This is a genomic window from Pantoea sp. Cr_R13 (genome assembly GCF_029222565.1).
GTDB lineage: Bacteria > Pseudomonadota > Gammaproteobacteria > Enterobacterales > Enterobacteriaceae > Pantoea > Pantoea eucalypti.
The window spans coordinates 147,286-171,954 of the sequence record NZ_JARHXL010000009.1; the positions used below are offsets into that span (position 1 = coordinate 147,286).

Below are 24,669 nucleotides of genomic sequence, written 5' to 3' on the forward strand. Positions count from 1 at the left end.
ATCGCCAACGCTGTTGGGGAATAATTCAGCGGCGGTTACAGGAAAGTTTTTAGTTATATCTCCGCTTTTCGTTCATAGCGGAGATCGCCCAGAGAGGTAGTCCGTGTTGTGCCAGAAGCGGACGTTACTCCCTACCTGTATTTCTGTTCCCGATGACGACTACGCCAGTCAAGACACTGCAATTCAGTTACCTGAGATGTCAGTTTTTTTCTAATTAAGTTCATCTTTATGCCGATAGATATGCTGAATATTTTTCAAATAGCCAGCCTATATCATTAACCACTTAAAATAGCAGGAATAAAGATGACAATTACACAGCGATTATTGCTCACCTTTTCACTTCTCTGTACCGCGCTGGTCGCGATGGTTATCGTGGCCGTCGTCGTTGCTGGCGGATTTCAGTCCCGCTTTCAGTATGTGCAGGAAAACACGGTTCCATCGCTTCTGGATCTGGGCAAAATGATTGACGACAGTAATACGCTAATTATCTGGCTTTACCGCCACCAGAGTGCAACAGAACCCCGGCTCCAGGCTGAAGTTGAAAAAAAATTGATGAAACTATCAGCAATATCAAATCCATGAATCAGTTTTACCTCAGCAACGACATTTCCAGTGAGGAAGACCGGCAGTTGACTGAGGATGCATTCTCTACCATAAAAAAAATTGACGCCTCACTTCCGGAGTTTCTTGCGGGCTCACGCGCACAGAATGACGCTGTTGCGCTAGGCGCGCTTCAAAGTAATGACGGCCTTGGCGAATGGGCACGCCAGTTGATTGCAGGTTACGAGAAACAGCTTCAGCTTAATGTGGACATCAGTAAAGCCCTGAGAAAAGAGAACGACCAGAGTTATCAGGTGACACTCTGGAGCCTGATGGGTGGCTCCGCGCTGGCTATCACTATTCTTGCATTCTTTGCGTTGAAAACTATTTTCGCCATCCGTAGTCAGCTAAATGGTATGCGGAAGACCATGGAAACAGCCAGCGAGAAGCTTGACCTTACCCTCAGGGTGGACGAGTCACGCCGGGATGAAATTGGCATGACCGCGAAGGCCTTCAATCATCTCATCGGCAATGTCTCAGCCTCGCTTTCAAAAGTAGAAGCTTCTGCTCAGTCGGTCAGCTCAGCCTCGGCGCAGATATCTGCCGGCAACGAAGATCTCTCATCCCGTACTGAGGAGCACGCTGCCTCACTGGAGCAAACGGCTGCCAGCATGTCTGAGTTGAGTGAGACCGTTCGTCAGACCGCGGAAAACACACGTCTTGCCAGCCAGCTGGCAAAAAATGCTCATGAAATCTCAGAAGACAGTGCAGGTCGTGTGCACACTCTGCTGTCAACAATGAGCGATATCCGGGGAAGCTCATCGAAAATCACCGATATCATTTCACTGATCGAGGGGATCGCTTTTCAGACCAATATTCTGGCCCTCAACGCCGCTGTAGAAGCTGCCCGTGCTGGTGAGCAGGGCCGTGGCTTTGCCGTCGTGGCCGGTGAAGTCCGCAATCTTGCGCAGCGTTCATCGTCTTCAGCGCGTGAAATCAAGGCGCTCATCGAGTCGTCTATGGGCTTTGTTCAGGCTGGCTCAGCACAGGCAGAAGGTGTGGGCGAAAATATTGCCAGAATGAACGATGCCGTTCGTCAGGTGACTCATCTGGTCGATGAAATATCCGTAGCGGCCAGTGAGCAGTCTCAGGGAATCGGACAGGTTCATCAAGCCGTGGATCAGATGGACGATGTAACACAGCAAAACGCCGCGCTGGTTGAAGAGGCTTCTGCAGCCTCACGTTCGCTGATGGAGCAGGCGGCGTCACTTAACCAGCTGGTCAATACTTTCACGCTTGCTTCATCGTCTGCCCCTGCGTCGCCATCACACAGCAATGTAAACCGCCCGGTACCGGCCGCACCCGTTTTGCGCACGGGTCCTGCCGTCGCGGCAGCAGGTGATCAGAACTGGCAAAGCTTTTGATGAGTCAGCGCTTTAATCTGTTTTATTCTCAATTCGTCTTGCAGAATGTGCGTTTTCTTCCAGGCTGAAATGTGCCACTTCACTGCTGGAGCTGGCGCCTGGAATAAAATTTGAATGACTTAACTGTTCAACCCGCTGAAGATGGCGGGTTTTTTATTATTAACTGAGAGCCTTTCACCATTAAATTGAGGGTAACCAGCCGTTTTATGGTCAGGTTACCTTCGCGCTTTTATCCGCTGCGGATAACATCGCTCTCTGCGGCCCTGCCGTATCCGCTCTGTTGCATGCCCACAAGGTGTTTTTAGGTCTACCGGGAGCGTACCCGAAGATACCCACGTTGAAGTTATCAGACGCGTTGATGTATCACTGATTACTCCCACCCTCTTCTTTGGTAAAAGGTCCCTGCTGCGGGTCCGGCAGAATCTCCAGAACCCCCTCCGACGGACGACAAAGTTTTGTGCCGAGGGGCGTCACCACAACCGGACGATTAATGAGGACAGGATGAGCCAGCATGGCATCAAGCAGTTCATCATCGCTGAACAAGTCCTCTGCCAGCCCCAATTGCTCATACGGTTCCGTATTTTTGCGCAGTAATTCACGCACGCTTATTCCCATATCTGCAATCAGTTTTTGCAGCTCGTCGCGGGTCGGCGGCGTGTCCAGATACAGAATCACTAAAGGCTCTACACCACTGTTTCGGATAAACGCCAGGGTGTTACGGGACGTCCCACAGGCCGGGTTGTGATAAATAGTTATGTCAGTCATTAGCGATGTTCCTTTAAGACGTTGCGTGCACGCAGCGCCAGATTAAGGTTAAACAGACAGACGCAGGGCCAGCGCGGCCAGCGTCACAAAAAGTACCGGCAGGGTCATGATAATGCCCACGCGGAAGTAATAGCCCCAGCTGACGCTGATGTTTTTCTGTGCCAGAACGTGCAGCCACAGCAGAGTTGCCAGGCTGCCAATCGGGGTGATTTTCGGGCCGAGGTCGCAGCCGATGATGTTGGCATATATCATCGCTTCCTTCACCACCCCCTGAGCGGTGCTGCCGTCAATGGAGAGCGCTCCGACTAATACCGTTGGCATGTTGTTCATCACTGATGACAAAAAGGCTGTAAGAAAACCGGTACCCATCGTCGCACCCCAGATGCCGTGCTCCGCAAACCGGTTCAGTGCAGCCGAAAGGTAATCCGTGAGTCCGGCATTGCGCAGGCCATACACGACGAGGTACATGCCCAGCGAAAAGATGACTATCTGCCAGGGCGCACCTTTCAGCACTTTACCGGTATCAATAACCGCCCCTTTTCGGGCAACCAGCCAGAGGATAAATGCCGCCACCGCCGCAACCAGACTGACCGGCACGCCGAGCGGCTCCAGACCAAAAAAGCCGGCCAGCAGCAGGAGCAGAACCAGCCAGCCGGCTTTAAAGGTTCGCCTGTCACGAATAGCTTCCCGTGGAAGCTTCAGTTTGGTCAGGTCATAGGTGACCGGAATCTCTTTGCGGAAAAACAGATGCAGCATTCCCAGCGTGGCGGCTACAGAGGCGATATTCACCGGTACCATGACGGACGCATACTCACTAAAGCCCAGCTTAAAGAAATCCGCCGTCACGATGTTGACCAGGTTCGACACGATAAGCAGCAGGCTGGACGTGTCCGCGATAAAGCCGGCCGCTATGACAAATGCAAGCGTGGCAGCCGGACTGAAACCCAGCGCAAGCAGCATAGCGATGACGATGGGTGTCAGGATAAGTGCAGCACCGTCATTGGCAAACAGCGCCGCCACCGCCGCGCCCAGCAAAATAATGCAGGTGAACAGCAGTCTGCCTTTGCCGCCTCCCCAGCGGGAAACATGCAGGGCCGCCCACTCAAAAAAGCCAGACTCATCTAACAGCAGGCTTATGATGATGACCGCAATAAACGTGGCCGTGGCATTCCAGACAATCTGCCAGACAACCGGAACATCACCGATATGCACCACGCCGGTCAGCAATGCCAGCGCAGCACCGATAACGGCGCTCCAGCCAATACTGAGCCCTTTCGGCTGCCAGATAACCAGTACCAGTGTCAGGATAAAAACTGCACCCGCCAGAAACATACACTCTCCTTTAATACTGCACCTGTCAGAACGGACTCAGCAATTCAATATGCATACGAAAAAACACATATGTACGCTTAAAATTTTAAATGCAGACAGATTTGCCGTTAGTGGTCACGTTGTCCCGTTCAGCCTGCTTGCTGAGATGCAAAATGTCATCCCGCTGACAAAGATAAGCTTGTTCAATCACCGCTGCTGCCCAGGCGGGCATGTGAGGTGATAACCGGTAATGAATCCATTTGCCCTCTCGCCTGTCAATCAGCAGGCCTGTATCTCTGAGTAAAGCGAGATGCCGCGATATCTTGGGCTGACTTTCTTTCAGTATAAGCGTCAGCTCGCACACACAGAGTTCGCCTTTTTCGCGCAAAAGCAGGACAAGGTTTAAACGCGTTTCGTCCGACAGCCCTTTGAAGAGCTGAAGAGGAGAAAGCTGGGGCATGATAAAGTTCCCGATAACAGGGGTAAAGAAACAGTGTGACTTTCAATCTATGCGCCGTCAATACACATACATCATTCCACATATATATTGTTCAGCTGGTTTCACATATCACTGTGCCATACCCCGGACGGAGCATATCCGCATGCCCGTTTCTGCGACTGTCACCAACACCATTCTGCGCGCTCAAATGTTGAACTCACATCGCTTTCGTTCATAGTTGATTGCCTGTCCGGATAAGATCGGGCATCACCGTCAGTACAGCCTCCACGGTCTCAGCTGGCTAAATTCAGTCCTGAAGGCACCTTTCTGCCTTAAAGGAGAACTCAAAAATCATGCGTCTTACGCCACCCTGAGTCTTCACCCTCCCCTGTCGCACTGAGTAATCTCAGTCGCACACTCGAAAACATCCCGTCTGCGGATGTGCTTTTTTGTACCTAAAACTTTTTGCTCTCCCGGGCTGACTCTATTCAAAATCTGAGAAATGACCATGCTGCTGTCCTCGGCGCGTAAGGACTGGCTGGGTAACGTCCGTGGTGACGTCCTTGCCGGTATTGTTGTCGCGCTCGCACTGATTCCAGAAGCGATCGCCTTTTCTATTATCGCTGGCGTAGATCCGCAGGTTGGACTCTACTCCGCATTCTGTATCCCCATCGTCATGGCTTTCTTTGGCGGCCGTACAGCGATGATCTCTTCTTCAACCGGCGTAATGGCGCTGCTGATAGTCACGCTGGTTAAGGACCACGGGCTGCAGTATCTGCTCGCGGCCTCGGTGATGAACGGCATATTGCAGTTGCTCGCCAGCTACCTGATACCCGGCAGCCTGATGCGCTTCGTGTCCCGTTCGGTCGTTACCGGCTTCGTCAATGCGCTGGCTTATGGCACAACTGCCAGAGCTCACAAACGTCACCTGGCACGTCTGTGCGCTCGCCGCGGCAGGTCTTGGGATCATTTATCTCGTCCCGTACCTGAATAAAACCCTTCCCTCTCCCCTGGTCTGCATCATCGTGCTGACTGCCATTTCCATGGGGATGCATTTAGATGTGCGCACCGTGGGTGACATGGGCAAGCTGCCGGACAGCCTGCCGGTATTCCTTATCCCGGACATTCCGCTGAACATGGATACGCTGCTGATTATCCTGCCTTACTCCGCCGGCCTTGCCGTTGTAGGGCTGCTGGAGTCCATGATGACCGCCACCATCGTAGACGACATGATGGATACGGCGAGTGAAAAGAACCGTGAGTGTAAGGCGCAGGGTATAGCCAATATCTGCACTGCGTTCATTGGCGGGATGGCGGGCTGCGCCATGATTGGTCAGTCGGTCATTAACGTGAAGTCTGGCGGACGGGGGCGGCTTTCCACGCTCACGGCGGGCGTGGTGCTGCTGTTCATGGTGGTCTTCCTGCGCTATTGGGTGTCTCAGATACCCATGGCGGCGCTGGTTGCGGTGATGATTATGGTTTCCATCGGCACCTTCTCATGGTGATCAATTATAAATCTGCGGACCCATCCGGTTTCAACCAGCATCGCAATGCTGGCGACCGTTGTCGTGGTGGTGGCAACCCACAATCTGGCGTTCGGCGTGCTGACCGGCGTGCTGATTGCGCCACTGAACTTTGCCACAAAAGTTGCCCGCTTTATGACAGTCAGGTCGTCACTGGAGAGTAATACCCGAATCTACACAGTGACAGGCAAGGTCTTTTTTGCCTCAGCAGATCGTTTTACCCGCCACTTTGATTTTCAGGAAACTCAGGAATGAGTGGTGATTAACGTAACGTTCGCGCATTTCTGGAACATTACGTCGATCAACGCGCTGGACCGCATCGTGATTAAATTCCGCCGCGAGGGCGCCAAAGTGGAAATCCGGGACATGAATGACGCAACCCGCACGCTCATTGAGCGTTTTGGTGTGCATGACAAATCTGAAGAGGTTGAACGGCTAATGGGTGGCCACTAATCCACATGAGATCACAGGCGTGCCAATCCGCACGCCCTGTTCCGCGAAACTAAGTAAGCTTAATGCGATGAAACAAATACCGACGCTTGCTGCGGAGGCGGGACAACGAAATGACGCTGCATACGTTTTATCTCCTCTGCTGGCGGCAAGCCAAACAGGCGTTTGAACTCGCGATTAAATTGCGACGGGCTTTCATAACCAACAGCATAACTCGCGGCGGCCGCGGTGATCTGCTGGCGTACCATCAGCATGCGCGCCTGATGCAGGCGTATCGATTTCACATACTGCATCGGCGGCATCCGGGTTATCGCTTTAAAATGATGATGGAACGTCGGTACGCTCATTCCCGTCTCCATCGCCAGTTGTGTCAGCGTTAACGGATCCGCGTAAGTGGCATGGATGCGCTGTAACGCTTTGCCGATTTTGCCAAACTGGCCCTGTAAGGCCAGCGCGGCACGCATTGCATTGCCCTGTGCGCCTGTCAGCACGCGAAGATAGAGTTCACGAAGGCGTGCAGGACCCAGGATCTCCGCCTCAAGCGGATCAGTCAGGACTTCGAGTAAGCGCAGCACAGCCGTTTTTACCCTGTCATCCATCATGCTCGACATCATGCTTTGCGGCACTGCCGAGGGATGCGTGGTGCCATGCTTCTCAATCTGCAGCATCAGTTCAGCGGCAAGCTGAAAGTCCAGATGTAGATATATTGCCAGTAACGGATGTTCTGCCGACGCGTCGGTTTCCATCACAAAGGGTACGGGCACTGAAACCGCCAGATAGTGCTGCTCATCATATAGATAAGTCTGCTGACCGAAATAGCCGCATTTACTGCCCTGGCAGACAATCACAATGCCCGGATCGTAAAGAACAGGCGTTCTGCTAAGCGGTCGATCGGAGCGCAAAATGCGCACATCGGGTAAGGCAGTGAGGTTGTATCCCTCCTGCACCGCAAGTGTCTTCACCAGAGAAATGATTCCTGACATCCCGCCACCTCATAAAATCAGGCAAGAAAAAGAGAAGATACGGCCTAAGAATGCGGCGATACTGAGAATACCATGCAACCTTCACACTGTATGGGAGTTCTTTTTATGACATCTGCAAAAACCATTTTAATCACCGGCGTCAGCAGTGGCTTTGGTCTCGCGCTGGCACGGGAAGCACTTGCCGCAGGCCATCGGGTCATCGGTACTGTGCGCAACCGCGAAGCCCGACAGGCTTTTGAGGCGATCGATGCACAGCGCGCCTTTGGACAACTGCTTGATGTCACGGACGTTGAGCGTATTGATAAGGTAGTCAAAGAGATTGAGTCCGACGTCGGGCCCATTGAGGTACTGGTAAATAATGCCGGTTATGGCCATGAGGGGATTCTCGAAGAATCCCCGCTCGCTGAGATGCGCCGGCAGTTTGACGTGAATGTTTTTGGCGCAGTAGCGATGATCAAAGCTGTCCTGCCGGGAATGCGCCATCAGCGCCGTGGACGCATCATTAATATCACCTCAATGGGCAGTTTCATTACCCTGCCCGGCATAAGCTATTATTGTGGCAGCAAATTTGCACTGGCAGGAATATCGGAGACATTAAGCAAAGAGCTGGCCCCCTTTAACATACATGTGACTGCCGTGGCGCCAGGCTCGTTTCGCACGGATTGGGCCGGGCGTTCAATGGTGCGCAGCGATCGCAGTATCCCGGACTATGACGCTTTATTCGACCCCATTCGTCAGGCTCGTCAGGAGAAAAGTGGTAAGCAACCTGGTGATCCCGTTAAGGCTGCTCACGCCATCCTGACATTAATTAACAGTCAGAACCCACCCAGGCATTTGTTATTAGGCAGTGATGCATTAACGTTAGTACGGCAAAATCTCGCCGCATTAGGTCGGGAAATAGATCAATGGGAAGACCTCACGCGCTCAACGGATGGATAAACCATTACTGATGCAAAGCGTTTCCTGAATAATGATGGCCGCTCGAACCAGCGGCCATTTCACTCAGGCGTTTGACTGATCTTTATGATGCCCTTTATTCCAGAGATTATGCGCCTGCACTTCCTGTATATGCGCACAGCAATGTCTTAATTGGCCGAGGGATAACATCATTTCTCCGGTCGAAATAAAACACTGCTGCCTGTATTACCCGATTCCGACCGTGGTGATGAGCATGGTATCCCTCTGCATCTTCTCCTGACGCGCAATTCCGCGTAGATACCCGTAATCTCTGATCGCTTTGGGATGAAAGACAGAAGAACAGGGAAAACAGGTGGGCGCTCACCAGCCGACACGAGATTTAGCGACCAATAATCGTTCTGTGGATTGCGTGAATAGTTCTCTTTATCCCGTTCAGGAAAAAAAATCCGCAAAAATACGTTAGTGCGCCATATTTAATGACTGATCGAATTCAAAAAGGATTTACCGTTATGATGCATTCTCAACCCTCCCGCCTGGGCGGATTACTATTGCTACTCGCCGCCGTGATTGGCTTCGCAGTCGCTTTGTATGCGTGGCTCACGCCACTGACAGGCGTTACTGGCACCATCGGCGCGCTGGGTGTGGCTATTGCCAGCGTAGTGCTGGCGTTGCTGACTTTTCTTTTGCGTGGCGCATCCACGCGTGGTGCGCGCATTACGTTAATGGTGCTGACTTTACTCATGTTGATAGGTATCGGTTTTGCTGCTGCACTGCTGCATCAGTACATCATTACCGCAGCGATGGTGATCGGCCTGATTGGCCTGATTATACTTAACAATCATTCTGCCCGTCATCACCATCGCGTCAACGCCTGAGGCCCCCCCTGTGCAAAACAATCACTATTCTCCACTCATAAAAGTCAGTATGACGGCACTGGCGCTGCTGCTTGCTCCGCTCACTCTCCATGCGCAGGATAAAGCCGCGGAAGCCTCAATGGGCGCGCGCGAAAAAGTCGATGCTGAGGCGGCCAATCAACAGTCGCCAGGCACGACAAAAACGACAGATGAAGTATCAAGCGGTACGCGCAGTGCAGAAAGTGTCGTCTCTGCGGATAATCCCGCGACCCCACTTGTGCCCGCCTCTGCCACCTGGGACAGCTTTCATGGTCAGCTGAATGCGCAGAAATACAGTCCTCTTAAACAGATTACCGCTGACAATGTCAGCAAACTGAAGAAAATCTGGGAGTTTCATACCGGCGATGTCTCCGATGGTAAAGGCGATACGCCCGCTACAGTCTGGTCAGCAACACCCATTTTTGCCAATCAGACACTCTATATCGGTACACCGTTCGATCGCCTGATCGCGCTTGACCCAGGCACAGGTAAAGAGAAGTGGCACTATGACACTAAATCACCCCGTAAAGCGCTGACTCAGCCGGTTCTGAAAAACCGTGGCGTCTCCTACTGGCAGGCTAAAAATCCGGTTGCCGGCCAGGCCTGTCAGAAGATCGTCTACATGGGAACCGTGGATGGCAAACTCTTTGCGCTGGATGCAGATTCCGGTAAGCCGTGCAGCGATTTTGCGGAAAATGGCATATTAGATCTCAATCAGTGGAACACTGTGAATGCCAAGTACCCGCTGTCGGTGCTTCAGCCACCCACGGTTGTCGGTAACCATCTTCTGATTGGCTGGGCAGGTAAAGACTGGGCATATGCTGAAGCCCCTCCAGGCACCGTTTTTGCCGTCAACGCGCAGACGGGCAAACGCGAATGGACATTTGAAGCCATTCCGGCGGAGGTTCGCAAACGTACCGGTACGGCTAACGTCTGGACCCATATGTCTGCCGATGAGGCGCACGGTCTGGTCTATCTGCCTGTCTCGTCGCCGTCTCCTAACTACTGGGGCGGTAACCGCACCGCGCCTATTCCGCTAGGCACCTCGACCACGGCACTGGATATTAATACCGGTAAGGTCGTCTGGTCCCGCCAGTGGGTACATCACGACGTCTGGGATTACGACATCAACTCTGCGCCAACGCTGATGGATATCACCGTCAACGGTAAACAGATCCCGGCACTGATTCAGGCCACCAAGCAGGGCTTTTTGTTTGTGGTTAACCGTCTGACCGGCGAGGATGTCTGGCCGATTGAGGAGCGTCCGGTGCCTCAGGGTGATGGATCCGTAGAGGGCGAAGTGCTCTCGCCAACCCAGCCATTCCCAACCAAACCTGCGCCGCTGCTCGATCAGTCGAAAAAACCGGCAATCTGGAAACTGGCGGATGTGGTGGGTGCCGGTCAGTGTTCACGACTGTGGGATAAGCTGACCTATGAGGGTATGTATACGCCGCCGACGACCAAAGGCGAAGGTGCACTGACCTACCCGGACAGTGCCGGTGGCGTACAGTGGGGCGGCGTGGCGTTCGATCCACAAAAACAGATTGCTATCGTTAACACTTCTCACATTGTGCAGTATGTGAAACTTTACAGCCGCAAAGATTATGAAAAAGCGGATAACGGTTCCGGCAATGAAAGCGGTTTTGCCCCTCAGGAAGGCGCGCCCTACGGCCTGCGCCTGATGGTTGCAAACAACTGGCTGGGTATGCCGTGCTGGCAGCCGCCATTTGGTGAAATCGTCGCAATTGATATGCACACCGGTGACGTTAAGTGGCGTCGTCCTGTTGGCGCATCACAGCAATATGGCTTCTTTATGCCAGAAAGCTGGGGCTCCCCGACGATTGGCGGCCCGGCTGTAACGGCGGGTGGCGTCATTTTCATCGGTGCTTCAATGGATGCAAAAGTTCGCGCCTACTCTGTTGAGAGCGGCAAAGAATTATGGTCCGATCAGGCAGAAGCCCCTGCGGTAGCCAACCCATCGGTCTACGAGTACAAAGGCCGTCAGTATGTGGCATTTGTTGCGGGTGGTAATACCATCCTGAAAGATCAGGTGGGTGATCAGGTGGTGGTTTACGCCCTGCCTGAATAATAGACGCCGAAGAAACGCTAAGTAGCATGGGGCCTCAGGGCCCCATTTTTCATTCAGGCATCACGCGCCCGTTAAAATCAGTCCATTTAACTGCGTTTTGGCCGTAATCCTGTGAAATTTTTACAAGCCTTGTTGATTGATGATATGCAGATAATTTGACCGATTAAAACACCCCTGTAACTTTGTTACTGCGCCAGCCTGACCAACCCCGCTTTATCATACTTTTTAACCAGCCATGTAATGGACGATGACGCAATATTGTCGGTCAGGGTTCTGAAATACACCATTATTTCAGGCCTCGCCGCGCAATTCCGTCCAGTATGTGTGTGAAGCCTGTCAGTACGGTTGATATCAGTGATGGCGCATCTGCTCCTCACTTATTGCCAACAGGGTCTGTTGCCCCTGTCTGCTTGATGCCAGAAGCGCAGATCTGCAGGAAGACAGGGGTTTCACACACAAATGCGCATTGATGCTTAAAGATGAACTGCTTTTAGCCCGAACAACCCTATTACCTGAAAAAATAATCCCGGACTTTCTTCATCCGGGGCTGAGTACCGCTCAGGTATTAAAGGTTCATACTGTGCTGCCAAGTTCTTCTGAAATGGCCCGGGCTGTTGCCACCACTTTCGCCATCAGATTTTTCGCGCCGATCAGCTGCAGTTTCGCCGTTGGCAGCGAGACTGACACGGCGTAAGGTACGCGCTGCTGAATGTCGAACACCGGTGCCGCAATACAGGTGACGCCCAGTTCATTCTCTTCCCTATCCATCGCGGTGCGCTGCTGAAGAATATCTTTGAGTTCCTGCTGCATCTCAGGCAGCGTGATAATGGTATTTTTCGTCAGTTGCTGAATAGTGTCCTGATGGTTTTGCCAGTATTCCAGCAGGTACTCTTCGCTGCCCCAGGCCAGGAATATTTTACCCATTGCTGAACAGTAAAGGGGCATATGCTGGCCAATATAGGCACGGGTGCGCATCATGCCGGTGGTGGGCTCTAACTTATTGATCAGGACAACATGGTCATCTTCACGGCTGGAGAAGTTTACGGTTTCGCCCACGTCCAGATTGAGTTTTTCCAGATGCGGCCCTGCGACATGAATAATATTAAGCGAGGATAACGCCTTCTGACCGACCGAAATAAACTTCGTGGTGAGGCGATAGCTCCCTGGCGAAGGGGCCTGAGTAACGTAGCCACTGCTGTGTAAACCCTGCAGCAGACGGTGCACGGTACTTTTGTTCATGCCGGACAGTTCAGAAAGATGGGCAAGCGGGCAACCGTTAGGATAATTACTCAGCAACTCAATTAAATGCAGGCCACGAAACAGACTCTGTGTCCCTGATGGCTTATCGCTCTTCGCTTCCGTTTCTTTATCCACTTTAACCGCCATCCACCTATCCTCTCCGTTTCTTACTGCCTGAATGCGTCAGCGCATGATGTTAAATCATGACATACCTGCAGTGAATCTTAAGCTTTTTTAGTGTGGCTGGACACGTCTGTTACGTCCTGGCAGAAATGCGCCGTTCATCACAAATCCAAAACAATATTTTAACTCCTTGTTATTAAATAATAAATATAAGCGCCTCTTCTTTGCTTTTCCCCTGTGGCAGGAATACTATTTTTTGGAATGCTATTTCACATATTGAAACCAGCAATGAGCGGTCGTCGCTCTTGCTGCCGATACTCACCAGGCGTCACGGGAGGCAGGAATGCAACCTCATCCGGATAAACCGGTTCTTACACTCAGCCATATCACTAAGCGCTTCGGCGGAAATGCCGCAGTTAACGATGTGAGCCTGGAGGTCTTCCCCGGCGAAGTGGTGGCACTTTTAGGGGAAAACGGCGCAGGTAAATCCACGCTAATTAAGGTTCTGGCTGGCGTGTACACCAGCGATGAAGGGCAAATCACCTTTCAGGGCAACGTCACAGCATCAGCCGCCGCGCTGAAAACCGCAACCACTCAGCCCATTGCCTTTATTCATCAGGACCTGGGGCTGATTGAATGGATGACCGTGGCGGAAAATATGGCACTGGTCATGGGCTTCAGCCGCCGTTTTGGACTGGTTAACTGGCGGGCAGTGCGCGAACGAGCACGTCTGGCACTGGAAGAAGTAGGTATTCAGTTGGACCCTGATGCGCGCGTCTTTGAACTCTCCCGCACCGAGAAATCCCTTCTGGCGATTGCCCGCGCCGTCGCCGTGAACGCGGAAGTGCTGGTGCTGGATGAACCGACCGCCTCGCTGCCTGCTAATGACGTGCGTCATCTGTTTGGCGTGATTGAACGCCTGAAAAGTCGGAATGTCGGCATGATTTATGTGACACATCGCCTGGATGAGGTGATTGAAATTGCTGACCGCATTTGCGTGATGCGTGACGGCAAACGCGTGGCAGAAGGCATCACCGCAGATTACAAGCTTCACGATTTGGTCGAAATGATTGTGGGTGAAGCGCTGGAAAGTAACCAGCGTCTTGCTCTGCCCGAGGCCCGCCCGCCTGTACTGATGCTGGACCAGGTGTGCATTGACGAAGTTGGCCCGGTCTCTTTCAGCCTGCAACCTGGCGAGATGCTGGCGCTGGCAGGACTGCGCGGCGCCGGTCAGGAAGAGATTGGCCGGATGCTATTTGGTCTGAAGCAGTCCACCCACGGTAAGGTGATCTTTCGTGATAAACCCTGCCATTCGCGCTCCCCGAGTGAAGCGATGGAGGCAGGCATCTCGTTTGTGGCTGGCGATCGTACCGGCGAAAGCCTGGTGATGTCGATGAGCGTCCGTGAAAATCTGTTTGTTAATCCATGTGCCAGCGGTCATCGGCTGATCTCCCATTATGGCCGCCGTGCCGAGATCGGGGCTAGCTGGTGGAAGGTTCAGCTGTTCGATGTACGTCCTAAAGATGTGAATCTGGATATCAGCGCCCTCTCCGGCGGCAACCAGCAGAAAGTCGTGATGGCACGATGGATGCACCTCAATGCGCCACTGCTGATTCTTGAAGATCCCACCGCGGGTGTCGACGTCGGCGCACGTGAAGAAATTTATCACCTGCTCAATAAAGCCCTTGCTGAAGGCGTAGCGGTACTGGTGATTTCCAATGACCTTGAAGAAATTGCTCACATCTGCAACCGCGCCCTGGTGTTTAACCGGGGCCAGGTGGTCGGTGAACTGAGAAATGAACAGGTTACCTTTGCAGGTTTACTGGAACTGGCCTCTGCCAGTTCTGCTGCCCCCTTAGCTACCGTCTGAACAGGCAGTCAGGAGAAACGATATGTCTAAAACTTCGGTGAAATCTACCGCACTCGAACAACGGGTCAGCCTTGCGCAGCATGGCTTTGCGCCATGGTCGATGCAGGTCCTCACCCGCTATGGGTTATTGCTGTTATGCGTGCTGTTAGCGTTAATTTTCTCAGCGCTCTCCCCCACCTTTGCCTCCATGCTGACCGTACAGGCGATACTGTCGAGTAAGGCGAAAATTGCCCTGCTGGCGCTGGCAGCCACTCTGCCAATGATCGTTGGCAAAATAGATCTGAACGTCGGTTTCGGCATCGTACTCTGGCACATTCTGGCCATTACGCTGCAGGTGGAATATGGATTCTCATGGCAGATGGCCGTGCTGACCGTGCTGGTCTTGTCAGCGCTGTATGGCCTGCTGAACGGCATTCTGGTGGCGCTGGCAGATATTGACAGCTTTGTTGCTACGCTCGGCTCCGGCACGGTGCTGTATGCCATTGCGCTGTGGCACTCGGGAGGCCGACAGATTGTGGGTGATCTGCCGGACGCCTTCAGTGCGCTGCACAGTACAGAAATATTTGGCATCCCGATTGGCGCATTCTATGTGCTGGGCCTGGCGCTGGTGTTATGGCTGGTCACTGAGCATACGCCGCTGGGAAGATGCATGTACGCCGTGGGTGGCAACCCCGTGGCAGCCCGGCTCAACGGTATTGCCGTTAATAAATATGTGATTGGCTCCTTTATCGCCTCCAGTGTTATTACCGGCTTCAGCGGCGTGCTTATTGCCGCTGAACAGGGCGTCGGTCAGGCCAGCGTTGGCATGGATTACCTGCTGCCAGCCTTAGTGGGTGCTTTTCTTGGCAGCACCACCATCCGGCCGGGGCGGGTTAACGTCTGGGGCACCGTGGTCGGGATTGCCATTCTGGCTATCGGTATTGCCGGCATCCAGCAATTTGGCGGGGCCTTCTGGGTTGAGCCGCTGTTTAACGGTGCCACGCTGTTGCTGTCGATTACGCTTGCCGGTTATGCCCAGCGTCGCCGTATGTTGAACCAAAAAGCCGTCGTGCGCAGTCAGAGCACGCCAGCGACCACCACTGACCCACAGCAAAAAACCATCACACCAGGGAACTCATTATGAAAAATCCGGTATTTGGTCTTTCTCTCGTTGCCATGCTGGTAGCCTCTCTGCCCGCTCATGCAGACAGCTATCTGGAACAAGCTACCGCGGCCGTCGCGAAAGCCACGTCCAGTGCAACCACGTGGGATGGCCCCACCACAGGCCCGAAGCTCCAGGCGAATAAGACGTTAATTTTTATTGCCTCAGATATGAAAAACGGCGGTGTGCAGGGCGTTCAGCAAGGCCTGAGCGAGGCGGCAAAAGTTGCTGGCTGGAAGCTGGATACGCTGGACGGCGCGGGATCGGTGAAAGATCAGCTCGCTGCCCTGAATCAGGCGATTGCTCAGCGTCCGGACGGCATCATTATTGGCGGCTGGAATCCCAACGTTGCCAAAATGCCGCTTAAAAAAGCCGTGCAGCAAAAAATTGTGCTGATGGCATGGCATGCGGAACCAGCGCCGGGGCCGATTAAGCAGTACGGCATTACGGATAACATTACCTCGGACTCAAACGAGGTTGCCCGTCTGGCGGCACAGTACGCCGTAGTGAAATCGGGCGGCAAAGCCCAGGTCATTATCTTTACCGACTCGCTGTATAAAATCGCGCTGGATAAAGCCAATGCGATGAAGCAGGAAATTGAAAAATGCAGCGAGTGTAAGGTCATCGACTTTATTGATACGCCACTGGCCGATACCTCTAACCGTATGCCGTCGCTGACCTTCAGCCTGTTACAAAAGTACGGCGACCGCTGGCAGTATTCGCTGGCCATTAACGATCTCTATTTCGACTTTATGGCACCGGCGCTGAAAACCGCAGGCAAAGGTGGCAAAAACCCGCCTTACAATATCTCAGCGGGTGATGGATCAATCTCGGCCTTCCAGCGCATTCGTAATGGGGAAAGTCAGGTCGCTACCGTGGCTGAACCCTTGAAACTGCATGGCTGGCAGCTGCTGGATGAGTTTAACCGCGCCTTCGCTGGTCAACCCTCTTCAGGCTATGTGACGCCCGCGCATCTGATTACCAAAGAAAATATCAGCGCGGATGGCGGACCGCAGAATAATTACGATCCTGCAAACGGTTATCAGGATCATTACAAAACCATCTGGGGCGTGAAGTAACGGAGGCCAGCAGCATGCAGGTAGAAAAACTGTGTTCCCCTGCCATCTGGGCCGAAGGCCCGGTATGGCTACCGCAGCATGATGCGGTGGTATTCAGCGATGTAAAAGGCAACCGCATGTACTGCTGGCAGCGCAACGGTGAACTTAGTATCTGGCGTCATCATTCTAACTATGCCAACGGCAATGCCCGGGATAGTCAGGGACGTGTCGTCAGTTGCGAACATGGCCGTCGGGCAATCAGTCGGACCGAAACAGACGGCTCGGTCAGCGTGCTGATCGACAAAGTCGAGGGCAAACGCTTTAACTCGCCCAACGATCTGGCGATCCGCTCTGATGGCACCATCTGGTTTACCGATCCGCCTTATGGAATCGTTAACGATCATGAAGGCTATCTGGCTCCAAGCCAGGTCATTGGCTGCTATCTCTACTGCTATGACCCCGGAAGCGGGCAACTCAGCATTGCAGCCAGCGATCTGCAGCGCCCTAACGGACTGGCCTTCTCACCCGATGAAAGCCTGCTTTACGTGGCCGATATGTCGGTGGTGGACTTCCCGACGCTGGGACGCCATCAGCTGCGGGTTTACAGGGTGGATGGACAGGCGCTGTCAGCCGGGCAATTTTTTGCCGATGTCACGCCCGGCTTCCCGGACGGATTCTGTGTGGACACCAATGGTGATATCTACTGCAGTTGCGCTGACGGGGTGATCATTTTTGACGCCTGCGGCGCGCGTAAAGGCAAAATCCCGATTCCCGAAACGGTATCTAACTGCACGCTTGGCGGACCCGACAATAATGAACTTTATATCACAGCCAATACCTCGCTCTACCGGGTAATCCTGCGCTAAACCGACCCGGCAGGCGGAACGGAGACAGGCGTCAATCATGTCAGCGCATCGGGCGCTGACGGGTTTTCTGCGGGCAAAATCTGGCAAAAAAGCCTGAGATCACAAAAGCCGCAGATAAATATATCCAACTGATTTATATGAAATAATTTTCAGGTCATTTCTTTGACTGGCTCTGTTTTTCCCCATAGCATTTAGTTGAAATGACATTCCACATTATGAAATTTAAGGCAGCGCCGGGAGCATCAGTCGTATGAGAATCAGTTATCAGCAGTTGTATGAGGAGTTTCTCCGCGTACTCACCAGTCGTAATGTGCCCCAGGGTAAAGCTGAAGCCTGCGCGCACATGTTTACCGAAACCAGTCTCAACGGCGTCTATTCACACGGTGTAAACCGCTTCCCGCGTTTTATTCAGCAACTGGACGCAGGCCATATCGCTCCTGATGCTGACGCGCAAAAAGTCCTGTCGCTTGGCGCCATCGAGCAGTGGGACGCGCAGCGCGCTATCGGCAATATCACCGCGCATAGCATGATGGATCGCGCCATGGCCGTGGCATCTGAACACGGTATCGGGCTGGTGGCGTTGCGTAATGCTAATCACTGGATGCGCGGCGGCAGTTACGGCTGGCAGGCGGCAGAAAAAGGGTTTGTGGGCATTTGCTGGACGAACTCGATTGCCGTGATGCCGCCGTGGGGTGCGAAAAGCGGGGCCATCGGGACTAACCCGCTGATCATCGCCGTGCCTGGCGAGCCGATCACCATGGTGGATATGTCGATGTCGATGTTCTCCTACGGCATGCTTGAAGTGAATCGTCTGGCGGGTAAAAGCCTGCCGGTCGACGGTGGGTTTGATGACGAAGGCAATTATACCCGCGACCCGGCCACCCTTGAGCAAAACCGCCGCATCTTACCCATGGGTTACTGGAAAGGCTCCGCGCTGTCGGTAGTGCTCGACATGCTGGCCACCCTCCTCTCCAACGGTGCCTCTGTCACCGAAGTCACACACGACAACGGCGATGAGTTCGGCATTTCTCAGGTCTTTATCGCGATTGATGTAGACCGTCTCATTGATGGTGAAACCCGCCAGCACAAACTCGACCGCATCCGTGCATCCGTTATTAACGCAGAACGGGCCGACAGCGGGCAGGCGATAAGGCTGCCCGGCGATAAGTTTCCGCCGCTGCGGGCTGAAAATCAGCGTCTTGGCATTCCAGTGGATGAACGCATCTGGGCACGTATTCAGGCGCTGTAAGGAGAAAATGATGATCACCGGACATATTGCGAACACGGACTCGCGCCACTATCCACCGGCAATTGCACGGGCACTCGACTGTCTCAATCGCCACGACCTGACCACACTGGGTGCAGGACGCTATCAGGACAGCAAAACGGGCTGGATCATGCAGGTGCTGGATCTGCAAACGGCCCGGTCGGAGGAGAACTTTCCGGAAGCGCATCGACTGCATATTGATGTGCAATATCTGGTGGCAGGCGAAGAAGTGATCGGCGTAGCCACGCACCCCCTGGATTTACCGGTGCACCAGCCTTACGACAGCGAGCGCGACATCATCTTCTTCCAGCATGCGCCGGATGAGACCTTGGTGCGTATGCTGCCGGGCACCTTTGCCGTGTTTTTCCCGCAGGATATTCACCGGCCGAATTGCACGGTGAGTACGCCGGGTCCGATTCGCAAAGTGGTGATTAAGATCCCCACCCGCGATCTGGTTTAAGCAAGGAGGAAGCCATGAGTCTGACATCGACCGCCGTTAATCGTGAGAAGATCCCCGCCCTGCGCTGGTTACGGATCATTCCCCCCATCCTTATCACCTGCATCATTTCTTACATGGACCGGGTCAATATTGCCTTTGCCATGCCAGGCGGTATGGATGCCGAACTGGGTATCAGTGCCTCCATGGCTGGCCTGGCAGGCGGCATTTTCTTTATTGGTTATCTCTTCCTGCAGGTGCCGGGTGGCAAGCTGGCCGTGTATGGCAACGGTAAACGTTTTATCGGCTGGTCATTGCTGGCCTGGGCGATCATTTCGATGCTCACCGGTATGGCTACCAGTCAGTATCAGCTGCTGGCGCTGCGTTTCGCGCTAGGGATTGCCGAAGGCGGCATGCTGCCGGTGGTCCTGACGATGATTGGCAACTGGTTCCCGGATGCCGAGCGCGGTCGTGCCAATGCCATTGTGATCATGTTTGTGCCGATCGCCGGAATCATCACTGCACCGCTCTCCGGCTGGATCATCACCCACTGGGACTGGCGCATGCTGTTTTATGTGGAAGGCGCATTATCACTGGTGGTTATGGCCCTGTGGCATTTCACCATCAGTAATCGACCGCAGGAAGCGAACTGGATCTCTCCCGCTGAAAAGCAGTACCTGATCACCACGCTGCATAATGAGCAGCTGATGATCAAAGGGCAGAACGTGCGTAATGCTTCTCTGATGCGGGTCATGCGCGAGCCCGTGATGTGGCGGCTGATCATGGTCAATTTCTTTTACCAGACGGGGATTTATGGCTACACACTGTGGCTGCCCACCATCCTGAAAGAGCTGACGCACGGCAACGTCGAGCAGGTCGGTATGCTGGCCATTCTTCCCTATGTCGGCGCGATCTTTGGCATGTTCCTCTTTTCGGTTCTGTCGGATGCGACCGGACAGCGTAAGCTGTTTGTAGCACTGCCGCTGGCTGGCTTTGCGTTATGCATGGCGCTCTCCGTGCTACTGAAAGCGCATATCTGGTGGTCATATGCTGCGCTGGTGGGCTGTGGCGTTTTTATTCAGTCTGCGGCCGGCGTGTTCTGGAGTATACCGCCGCGTCTCTTCAATGCCGAAGTTGCGGGCGGCGCGCGCGGACTGATCAACGCACTTGGCAATTTGGGCGGCTTCTGCGGGCCTTATATGGTCGGCATGCTGATTGCGTTCTACAGCAAAGATGCCGGGGTTTACAGCCTTGCCATTTCGCTGGCGCTGGCTGCGCTACTGGCAATGACGCTGCCTGCCCGTTGTGACTCAGCTAAACAGGAGGCGGTATGAAACGCTGGCTGGGACTGGATTGCGGCGGCACCTTTATCAAAGCCGGGCTTTACGATATTGAAGGCCGCGAGCTGGCTGTTGCACGGCAAAACCTGCCAGTACAGGTACCAGAGCCGGGTTATGCCGAACGTGATATGACGCTGCTCTGGCAGCAGGCGGCAGCGGTGATTCGCGAGGTACTGACCAGCAGCGGTCAGGATGCCGCCGATGTCGCAGGATTAGGCATCTCTGCTCAGGGTAAAGGGCTATTCCTGCTGGATAAAGATCGTAACCCGCTGGGAAATGGCATCTTATCTTCTGATCGTCGCGCCCTGAGTCTGGTTCAGCAGTGGCAGCGGGAAGGCGTGCCGCAGCAGCTTTACCCACTGACCCGACAGACACTGTGGACCGGTCATCCGGTTTCACTCCTGCGCTGGCTTAAGCTGCATCAGCCAGAACGCTATGCCGCGATTGGCAGCGTGCTGATGGCCCACGATTACCTGCGTTTCTGCCTGACCGGTGAACTGGCTTGCGAAGAAACCAATATTTCCGAATCCAATCTCTACGACATGCAGGCTGCCGACTGGTCACCCGCGCTGGCTGAAATGCTGGATATCAGCGAAATCGTACCCGCTCTGCCACCGATTATCGGCTCAACGCAGATTGCCGGTTATGTGACTGCCGGGGCGTCTGCGGCGTGCGGTTTGCAGCCCGGAACGCCGGTTGTTGGTGGTCTGTTTGACGTGATGTCGACTGCCCTGTGTGCCGGGCTGAATGACGCAACGCGCCTGAACGCAGTGATGGGCACCTGGTCGGTGACCAGCGGCATTACCGACGGCATCAGCGACGAAGCAGACTATCCCTACGTTTATGGCCGTTATGCCATCGAGGGACATTACCTGATCCATGAAGCCAGCCCGACCTCGGCCGCCAACCTGGAATGGTTCTGCGAACAGTGGGGCATCAGCGACTACAGCCTGTTAAACCAGTGGGTCACGGATCTGGAACCCGCCAGCACTGCGCTGCTGTTTCTGCCTTTTTTATACGGCACTAACGCCGGGGCCGATCTGCACGGCAGTTTCTTTGGTCTGCAGGCGGGTCATACGCGCGCCCATCTGGTGCAAGCCATCTACGAAGGTGTGGTGTTTTCACACCTGACGCATCTGAACCGCATTCTGCAACGTTTTCCCGAGATCACTGCCCTGCGGCTCAGCGGCGGCCCCACGCGATCCGCGCCCTGGATGCAGATGTTTGCCGATGCCAGTGGCCTGACGGTAGAAGTGCCACAGATCAGCGAAAGCGGCTGTCTTGGTGCGGCACTGGTGGCACTAGCCGGTACCGGCGCTTACGCCTCACTGAAACAGGCGCAACGAGCCTTAGCGCCGGATATCGTGACCTGGCACCCAGACAGCACAAGACATGCCCGTTATCAGCACAAGTATCAGCGTTATCAGCATCTGATCCGCGTCCTGAGTGACGCACAAGGAGCCACCTTATGAGCCTGCCCTTACTCCAGCTGGCGCTGGATCACACTGAGCTGGATGCGGCGCTGAGTACCGCTCAACAGCTCCACCCGCATGTGGATATCATCGAAGCCGGTACCCTGTTGTGTCTGAGTTGCGGAGTGGAAGCCGTGCGCTGTCTGCGCCAGCAGCATCCGGAGAAAACAGTGGTGGCTGACTATAAAGTGGCAGATGCCGGCGGCACGCTGGCCGACATGGCCTTTAGCGCAGGCGCAAACTGGATGACGGTTATCTGTGCCGCGCCGCTGGCGACTTTTGCCAGCGCGCTGGAAGTCGCTCAGCAGCACAAGGGCGATATTCAGATCGAACTGTTTGGCAACTGGACGCTGGACGATGCCCGGAGATGGCGGCAGCTGGGATTAAAACAGGCCATTTATCACCGTGGCCGGGATGCGCAGGCCAGCGGGCAGCAGTGGAATCAGCAGGATCTGGATACCTTGAAAGCCCTGTCAGATATGGGTTTTGCCCTCTCCATCACCGGCGGGATTACGCCTCAGGACCTTTCGCAATTTAAAGACGTTGACGTTAAAGCGTTTATCGCTGGTCGTGCCCTCAGCGATCCCACCAGCGGTATCCAGCGCGCCGCAGAATTCCATCAGGCCATTGCCAGCATTTGGGGAACCGTATGAAACACCAGCATCCGTTAGGTATTTACGAAAAAGCCCTGCCCGCCAATCTCACCTGGCCTGAACGACTCGCGCTGGCAAAAGCCTGTGGTTTTGATTTTGTAGAAATGTCGGTGGATGAAACCGATGCAAGGCTGGCGCGCCTGAACTGGACCAAAGAGCAGCGACTGTCGCTGGTGAATGCCACGATTGAAACCGGTGTCACCATTCCCTCCATGTGCCTGTCGGGACACCGCCGCTTCCCTTTTGGCAGTCACGATCCGGCAATCCGTCAGCGCGCGGACGACCTCATTGATCAGGCTATCCAGCTGGCAAAAGATGTCGGGATTCGCACGATCCAGCTTGCGGGTTATGACGTCTATTACGAACCCCATGATGAAGGCACCGTGGCACGCTTTGCTGAAGGGCTATCACGCGCGGTGCAGCGTGCCGCAGCGGCCCAGGTGATGCTGGCCGTTGAGATTATGGACACCGAGTTTATGAACGCGATCAGTAAGTGGAAAGTCTGGGAGCAGCAGCAGGCTTCGCCGTGGTTTTCCGTCTATCCGGATGTAGGCAATCTCAGCGCCTGGGGCAACGATGTGACCGCTGAGCTGACTCTGGGCATTGATCGCATCGCTGCCATTCATCTGAAAGATACGCAACCTGTAACCACAAGCTCGCCCGGACAGTTTCGTGATGTGCCTTTTGGTGAAGGCTGCGTCGACTTTGTTGGCATATTCCGCACGCTCAAAGCGCTGAATTATCGTGGGTCGTTCCTGATTGAAATGTGGACAGAAAAAGCGGAAGAGCCGGTTGCTGAAATTGTGAATGCGCGGCGCTGGATTGAACAGAAAATGCAGGAAGGAGGTTTAGTATGAGCATAAAAGCAATGAAAGAGCAGGTGCTGGCCGCTAACCTGGCACTGCCGCGCCATAACCTTGTAACTTTTACCTGGGGCAACGTCAGCGCAGTTGATCGCGCACAGGGGCTGATAGCCATCAAACCCTCTGGCGTGGAGTACGACGGTATGACGGTGGACGACATCGTCGTGGTGGAACTGGAAAGCGGGCGCGTGGTGGAAGGCAATAAAAAGCCCTCATCGGATACCGCGACTCACCTGGCACTCTACCTCGCCTTTGAAGACATCGGCGGTATTGTACATACCCATTCGCGCCACGCCACTATCTGGGCTCAGGCGGGTCAGGACATCCCGGCCTGGGGCACAACACATGCCGACTACTTTTACGGCACGATTCCCTGTACCCGACTGATGACAGATGCCGAGATTGCGCATGATTATGAACACAACACCGGCAAAGTGATTATCGAGACGTTCGCGCAGCGCGGGTTGTCGCCTTCGGCGATTCCTGCCGTGCTGGTCAACGCACACGGCCCGTTTGCATGGGGAAAAGACGCCGATAGCGCGGTACACAACGCGGTTGTACTTGAAGAGGTTGCCTATATGGGTATTTTCTCCCGTCACCTCTCACCCGGGATCGCCCGAATGCAGCAACCCTTGCTGGACAAGCATTTTCTCAGAAAACATGGCGCTAATGCTTATTACGGCCAGTAATTACGGGTTCGACTTTGGTAACACTCTGCCTGGCGTGATGGGTTAAGCTGGAAATCTCATCAACGCCAGGTCATGCAGAGTGCGCTGTAAGCTGCCTGGTTAGTAAATTCAGTCGATCATTAACGCCCTGTAGCATAGGTGCTTTATCGATCAGCGAATCGTATTAAATGGGAATTTGATAATGATGCACTATAAGGTGATGAGCTGTTCCAGGACAGATATCTGATAATATGAAATTCTCGCATCGACGCTAAGCAAAGCGATTATTATCAATCATGAAGTTAAAAGAAACCGCCAGAGTCTGACTAAATATTATT

Annotated in this window: 19 protein-coding genes and 2 pseudogenes; 16 read left to right on the top strand and 5 right to left on the bottom strand. The window is 53.9% G+C overall.

Features of this window, described 5'->3' with window-relative positions:
- Positions 1-303: 303 nt before the first annotated feature.
- Positions 304-1,964 (top strand): annotated as a pseudogene (locus P2R09_RS04675) (methyl-accepting chemotaxis protein).
- Positions 1,965-2,327: 363 nt separating this feature from the next.
- Here the strand turns inward: P2R09_RS04675 and arsC are convergent.
- From arsC to P2R09_RS04690, 3 genes are all read right to left on the bottom strand, one after another.
- Positions 2,328-2,729: an arsenate reductase (glutaredoxin) gene (gene arsC / locus P2R09_RS04680; RefSeq protein WP_275767563.1), complete on the bottom strand. Its 402-nt coding sequence runs from the start codon at positions 2,727-2,729 to the stop codon at positions 2,328-2,330.
- A gap of 48 nt (positions 2,730-2,777) precedes the next feature.
- Entirely contained in the window at positions 2,778-4,061 is a 1,284-nt protein-coding gene (locus tag P2R09_RS04685) for an arsenic transporter (protein WP_275767564.1), read from the bottom strand.
- Between the two features lie 85 nt (positions 4,062-4,146).
- Positions 4,147-4,500 (bottom strand): metalloregulator ArsR/SmtB family transcription factor, encoded by a 354-nt coding sequence (locus P2R09_RS04690; protein WP_275767565.1) that lies wholly within the window; start codon positions 4,498-4,500, stop codon positions 4,147-4,149.
- Between the two features lie 487 nt (positions 4,501-4,987).
- Here P2R09_RS04690 and P2R09_RS04695 point away from each other — a divergent pair.
- A pseudogene (locus P2R09_RS04695) lies at positions 4,988-6,455 on the top strand (SulP family inorganic anion transporter).
- 59 nt (positions 6,456-6,514) lie between these two features.
- Here the strand turns inward: P2R09_RS04695 and P2R09_RS04700 are convergent.
- Positions 6,515-7,435, bottom strand: coding sequence for an AraC family transcriptional regulator (locus tag P2R09_RS04700; RefSeq protein ID WP_275767566.1), 921 nt, complete (start codon positions 7,433-7,435; stop codon positions 6,515-6,517).
- Positions 7,436-7,540: 105 nt separating this feature from the next.
- On the opposite strand from P2R09_RS04700, the gene P2R09_RS04705 reads away from it, so the two are divergent.
- From P2R09_RS04705 to P2R09_RS04715, 3 genes are all read left to right on the top strand, one after another.
- Positions 7,541-8,374: an oxidoreductase gene (locus P2R09_RS04705; RefSeq protein WP_275767567.1), complete on the top strand. Its 834-nt coding sequence runs from the start codon at positions 7,541-7,543 to the stop codon at positions 8,372-8,374.
- Between the two features lie 488 nt (positions 8,375-8,862).
- Positions 8,863-9,228 (top strand): hypothetical protein, encoded by a 366-nt coding sequence (locus P2R09_RS04710; RefSeq protein WP_275767568.1) that lies wholly within the window; start codon positions 8,863-8,865, stop codon positions 9,226-9,228.
- A gap of 10 nt (positions 9,229-9,238) precedes the next feature.
- The gene (locus tag P2R09_RS04715) at positions 9,239-11,335 is read left to right on the top strand and encodes a pyrroloquinoline quinone-dependent dehydrogenase (protein ID WP_275767569.1); all 2,097 of its coding nucleotides are present in this window, start codon (positions 9,239-9,241) and stop codon (positions 11,333-11,335) included.
- 573 nt (positions 11,336-11,908) lie between these two features.
- Here P2R09_RS04715 and P2R09_RS04720 read toward each other — a convergent pair.
- Entirely contained in the window at positions 11,909-12,721 is an 813-nt protein-coding gene (locus tag P2R09_RS04720; RefSeq protein ID WP_275767570.1) for an IclR family transcriptional regulator, read from the bottom strand.
- 319 nt (positions 12,722-13,040) lie between these two features.
- Between P2R09_RS04720 and P2R09_RS04725 the strand changes: the two genes are divergently transcribed.
- The 11 genes from P2R09_RS04725 to araD all read left to right on the top strand — a co-directional run bounded on the left by P2R09_RS04725 (position 13,041) and on the right by araD (position 24,352).
- Positions 13,041-14,567, top strand: coding sequence for a sugar ABC transporter ATP-binding protein (locus P2R09_RS04725; protein WP_275767571.1), 1,527 nt, complete (start codon positions 13,041-13,043; stop codon positions 14,565-14,567).
- Positions 14,568-14,589: 22 nt separating this feature from the next.
- Complete coding sequence (locus tag P2R09_RS04730; protein ID WP_275767572.1) at positions 14,590-15,690, top strand: ABC transporter permease; 1,101 nt, start codon at positions 14,590-14,592, stop codon at positions 15,688-15,690.
- A complete protein-coding gene (locus P2R09_RS04735; RefSeq protein ID WP_275767573.1) occupies positions 15,687-16,787 on the top strand; it encodes a substrate-binding domain-containing protein in 1,101 nt (366 codons plus the stop codon). The genes P2R09_RS04730 and P2R09_RS04735 overlap by 4 nt, the downstream gene beginning before the upstream one ends.
- A gap of 14 nt (positions 16,788-16,801) precedes the next feature.
- Positions 16,802-17,632, top strand: a complete 831-nt coding sequence (locus P2R09_RS04740) for an SMP-30/gluconolactonase/LRE family protein (RefSeq protein WP_275767574.1) — start codon at positions 16,802-16,804, stop codon at positions 17,630-17,632.
- Positions 17,633-17,882: 250 nt separating this feature from the next.
- Complete coding sequence (gene yiaK / locus P2R09_RS04745; RefSeq protein WP_275767575.1) at positions 17,883-18,881, top strand: 3-dehydro-L-gulonate 2-dehydrogenase; 999 nt, start codon at positions 17,883-17,885, stop codon at positions 18,879-18,881.
- Positions 18,882-18,891: 10 nt separating this feature from the next.
- Complete coding sequence (locus tag P2R09_RS04750; protein ID WP_275768104.1) at positions 18,892-19,359, top strand: YhcH/YjgK/YiaL family protein; 468 nt, start codon at positions 18,892-18,894, stop codon at positions 19,357-19,359.
- 14 nt (positions 19,360-19,373) lie between these two features.
- Positions 19,374-20,669 (top strand): MFS transporter, encoded by a 1,296-nt coding sequence (locus P2R09_RS04755; RefSeq protein ID WP_275767576.1) that lies wholly within the window; start codon positions 19,374-19,376, stop codon positions 20,667-20,669.
- Entirely contained in the window at positions 20,666-22,147 is a 1,482-nt protein-coding gene (locus P2R09_RS04760) for an FGGY-family carbohydrate kinase (RefSeq protein ID WP_275767577.1), read from the top strand. Before P2R09_RS04755 ends, P2R09_RS04760 begins: the two co-directional genes overlap by 4 nt.
- Positions 22,144-22,800 carry a 3-keto-L-gulonate-6-phosphate decarboxylase UlaD gene (ulaD, locus tag P2R09_RS04765; protein WP_275767578.1) on the top strand — a complete coding sequence of 219 codons (657 nt, stop codon included), beginning with the start codon at positions 22,144-22,146 and terminating at the stop codon, positions 22,798-22,800. Before P2R09_RS04760 ends, ulaD begins: the two co-directional genes overlap by 4 nt.
- Entirely contained in the window at positions 22,797-23,657 is an 861-nt protein-coding gene (locus P2R09_RS04770; protein ID WP_275767579.1) for an L-ribulose-5-phosphate 3-epimerase, read from the top strand. The genes ulaD and P2R09_RS04770 overlap by 4 nt, the downstream gene beginning before the upstream one ends.
- Entirely contained in the window at positions 23,654-24,352 is a 699-nt protein-coding gene (gene araD, locus P2R09_RS04775; RefSeq protein WP_275767580.1) for an L-ribulose-5-phosphate 4-epimerase, read from the top strand. Before P2R09_RS04770 ends, araD begins: the two co-directional genes overlap by 4 nt.
- Positions 24,353-24,669: the final 317 nt, after the last annotated feature.